1 protein-coding gene is annotated in these 3,957 nt (G+C 70.8%); it reads right to left on the bottom strand.

Annotated elements, in window-relative coordinates:
* Positions 1–3,456: hypothetical protein (locus IF89_RS39090; protein WP_158718087.1), on the bottom strand; the 3,456-nt coding region annotated here is incomplete at its 3' end.
* Positions 3,457–3,957: the final 501 nt, after the last annotated feature.

Here is a 3,957-nt window from a genome sequence, read left to right as displayed (position 1 = left end):
GTTGGCGGTGTAGGCGGTCGACCGCAGCACCGGCGCCTTCGCGTCGCCGCCGCCGTGCAGGACGGTGGAGGTGAGCCGGCCGTAGGCGTCGTAGCCGTGGACGGTGTGCGTCGTCACCGGCGTGCCGCCGCCGGCCCCTGCTCCACCGCTGCCTTCCGCGCTGGCATCCTCCTGCCTGCCGCTGGCGCCTTCCTGCACGCCTTCCCTGCTGCCGCTGCCGCTGCCGCTGCCGCTGCCGGGGGCAGGGCTGGTGGTGGGGCGGGTGTCGGTGCGGGTGGCCAGGTCTCCGCGGGTGTTGTAGGTGTAGGCGGTTTCGGATAGCAGGGTGCCGTCCTTGCGTGTGAGGGTCTCCTTCTTCGGCTGGCCGCTGTCGTAGTAGTCGACAGTCAGTACGGTGCCGTTGCCGTACTCGGTGCGGGAGACGCGGCCGAGGCTGTCGTAGGTGTAGGCGGCGGAGGTCTGCTGGCCGTCTGCGGTCTTCTGCACGGCCTTGGCCAGGCTGCCGTCGGGGTTGTAGGTGTAGGCGGTGACGGCGCCGGCCGCATCCGTGGCGGATACCAGCTGGCCTGCCTGGTTGTAGGTGCGGGAGGTGGTCTTGCCGTCGGGGTATGCGGTGGAGGCCAGGCGGCCTTCGCTGTCGTAGGCGTAGGTGATGAGGGTGTTCTTCTTGGCGTCCGCGTCGTCGCGGGCGCCTTCCCAGATGCCGGTGACCCGGTTCAGGGCGTCGTACTCGGTCTGCCGGACCGTGGTGGCCCCGCTGGCGTCGGCCACCGCAGAGGAGATACGCAGGCCGGTGGCGCGGTCATAGGTGTGCGCGGTCTTCGAGACCAGTTTGCCGTCCTTGGCCTGCACTACCGCTTCGGCGACCTGGCCGTCGGGGGTGTAGGTGTAGGCGGTGGTGTTGCCGAGCTGGTCTGTCTGGGAGGCCAGGCGGCCTGCCGGATCGTAGGTGCTGCGCACGCCGGTGCGGGTGTCGCCCTGTCCGGGATCGCCCTGCGTGAGGGACTTAGCCGTCTGGCGTCCGGCGAGGTCGCGGGTGAGGGCTGCGGTGAACTCCTGCCCGGGGTAGGCATCGGGTGCGGCGGGGTTCAGCACGGCGCTCTGGGGGATGCCGCCGGGCCCGTAGGAGGGGGTGGTGGTGACCTCGCTGCTGGTGGAGGCCAGGGTGCGGCCCAGGGCGTCGGTTCGGGCAGCAGAGCCGGCGGCGGGGGTGCCGTCGGCGAAGACGACCCTCGTCGAGGTGGTCCGTGCCGTGCTGTCGGCGTCCTGCACCGACACGGCGCGGGCCTCGCCGAGGCCGGCATCCTTCTGGTCTGTGCCCAGGATGCCCCGGGTGACGGCTTCGGCGACGATGTCGGAGGCGGTTTTCACGGTGGTGCCGTCCGGGCCCGTCACACTGCTGGTGTGGCCCCACGGGTCGGAGGAGGCAACGGTCTTGCGTCCGGCCTGGTCGGTCATGGTCACCCGGTAGTGGGCCCACTGGGAGTAGTCGGCCTCGGACAGGGTGCGCGCACCGTCTGCGTCGGGCTCTTTGGCGTAGGCGCCGTCGCGGTAGTTGTCCGCGGTCCGCAGCGGGCGGCCCAGCGCGTCGAGGGTCTCGGTGATGCGCCGCCCGTCGGGGGTGGCGGTGACCGTGACGGCAGGGGAGGGGTAGGCGATGCGTGTGGTCTGCGGCTTGTCGGAGTCCGGCAGCACCGTGTGCACAGACGGCCGGCCCTGGCGGTCGTACTCCGTCCGCGACACCACCCGCCCGCCCGGCCCCATCTCCTCCAGCACCGCCCCGGTGGCCAGGTCGATGGTGCGGGCGGTGGTGGTCTGCGCGTCCGTGCCCGCAGCGGTCGTGACTGCCTCGGTCAGACGGCCGCCCTCCACCGTCCGGCTGACGACAGTCTTCAGCTCGCCCGGCCCCTCGCCCCGGCCCTCTTCACCGGCGCCGTCAGCCCATGCGGTGGTCTGCGAAGCCGGCTGCCCGTACTTGTCGTAGGTGAAGGTCGTCTGCTCTCGGGCGGTGAGCTTCCCGCTGCTGTCTGCGGTGCGGGTGACGGTCCCGGTGACCGTGCGCCGGTCTGCGGAAAGGGTGTTGGCGGTCTCCTGCAGCACCTTGCCGTCCCGGTCCGCTACCTTCTGCGACAGGACGAGGCCGGTAGCACCGTCTTCGGTGTCGTACACGATCTCAGTAACGGCGCCGGTCTCATCAGCAGTCCTCACCGGCCGGCCGAAGGAGTCGTAGGCCGCGGTGGTCGCCACCTCGCGGCTGCCCCCGGCGGAGTTGTAGACGGTGTTCGCCTCGCGCACCGGGGAGGCCCAGTCCGCGGGCAGCTCCTCGCCCTTCGGCGGAGGCGCCGGCGAATCCGAACCGTTCTGCCAGCTGAAGACACGCTCCAGCGAACCCGCCGCCCTCTCCCCCAGCGCGGAGGTGAACACCTGCTGGGAGGTAAGCAGGTGCAGGCTGTTGTAGCGGGACACCACCCGCCGCTCCGCCTCCCCGTCCCCGCCCAGGAAGGACACCTCAGAGGCATAGGTGTAACCGCTCCGCTGGTCGAACACATCGTCCTCGCCCGCGAAGCCGCCCCCGGAACCGGAACCGGTATAGCTGCGGCCCTCCTCGACCGAGACATTCACCCGCTGTTCCGGAGCAGCCAGCACCCCCTCCGCGTCCAGGACCCGCACACGCGACGCCACCAGCGCCGCAACCGGCGCCCCCGCCAGCTCCTCATAACCGATCTCCGTCACCGCCCCCAGCGGCGATACCACCCGCGAGACCACCGCACCATGGCCGGACAGCGGCTGCTCATACTCCAGACTGGTCACAGCAGCATCACTGCCGGTGATCCTGCGGACCTTCCCCTCCTCCAGCTCCAGCACCGCCGTCAGCCGGTGCCCGTCGCCCGAGCGCGCCGGACCCGTGAACACCACCCGGCCTTCGTCGTAAACAGCCCCGGTCACAGCACCGTACGGGTCGGTGACCGATGCCAGCTGCCAGGCGTCCCCACCCGCCGGGGTGAAGGCGAAGTCGGTGCGGTTGCCGTGCCGGTCCGCAAACGCCACCGGATTGCCGTCCGCATCGAAGTACTGCACCGACCCATCCCTGCGGTCCGCCAGCCGCCACTCATAACCCCGCCCCTCCACCCCCTCCCGCGCGGGCAGGCTGCCGCCCGGCACATGCTCGAAGCGCACCCCCTCACCCGCGAACCGCTTCAGACCAGAACCCGTCCCGCCGGGCACCGCACGCTCAGTGTCGATCTCCCACACCCCGCCCGCCACCATGGCACGGCCCTCCCCGGTGTCGACGAACGGCAGGCCCAAACCCATACCCGCACCCAGTCCCAGCCGGTCCACCCCCAAACCCGACAACTCCTGGTCATACGACAACACCAGACCGAACGAAGCCTCCCCACGCCCCGCCGTACCCAGGAGCGGCACCTCCAGCGAGAAGCGGCCGGTCCGCGCATCCACCGCACCCCCCGCCTCCTCACCCGGCGCAAACACACCCGACACCGTGCCGGAGACACCTGGCACCCCACCAGCGGCCGCGGCCGCGGCCGCGGAGCGGGAACCGGGAGCAGCGAACGCCTCACCCGCACCCTCCCCGCCCACCGTTCCGGCAGCCGCCAGGACAAGCAGACCAGCCACACCCCCACGGCGAACACGGCAGACACGACGGACAGCAGCAGAAGATGACGGCAAAGACGAGGCGGCAGAGGAAGGCACGAACGGGCTCCGGGGATACTCTGGGGTGATTCGGGCAGACATGTCTAGGCAATCAGTACTCCGAACCGCTGTCTCTCCTATGATCAGCCCCCGCCCTCCCGGCGGAGAGGGTGTCCCGCCGACCGGTGTACCGGCGATTTTCGCGCGGCCCCTAGGGGCTGTTTCTCGGATCTCCGGACAGGGGTGGGGTGTTGAGGGCAGGCTCGTCGTATGGGCCGTGGGGATCTGACGAATGCGGAGTGGGAA

Source organism: Streptomyces sp. NRRL F-2664, from assembly GCF_000719345.1.
GTDB lineage: Bacteria > Actinomycetota > Actinomycetes > Streptomycetales > Streptomycetaceae > Streptomyces.
The sequence above is the reverse complement of the archived record's forward strand: the minus strand, read 5'-3'. Positions and strand labels throughout refer to the sequence as shown.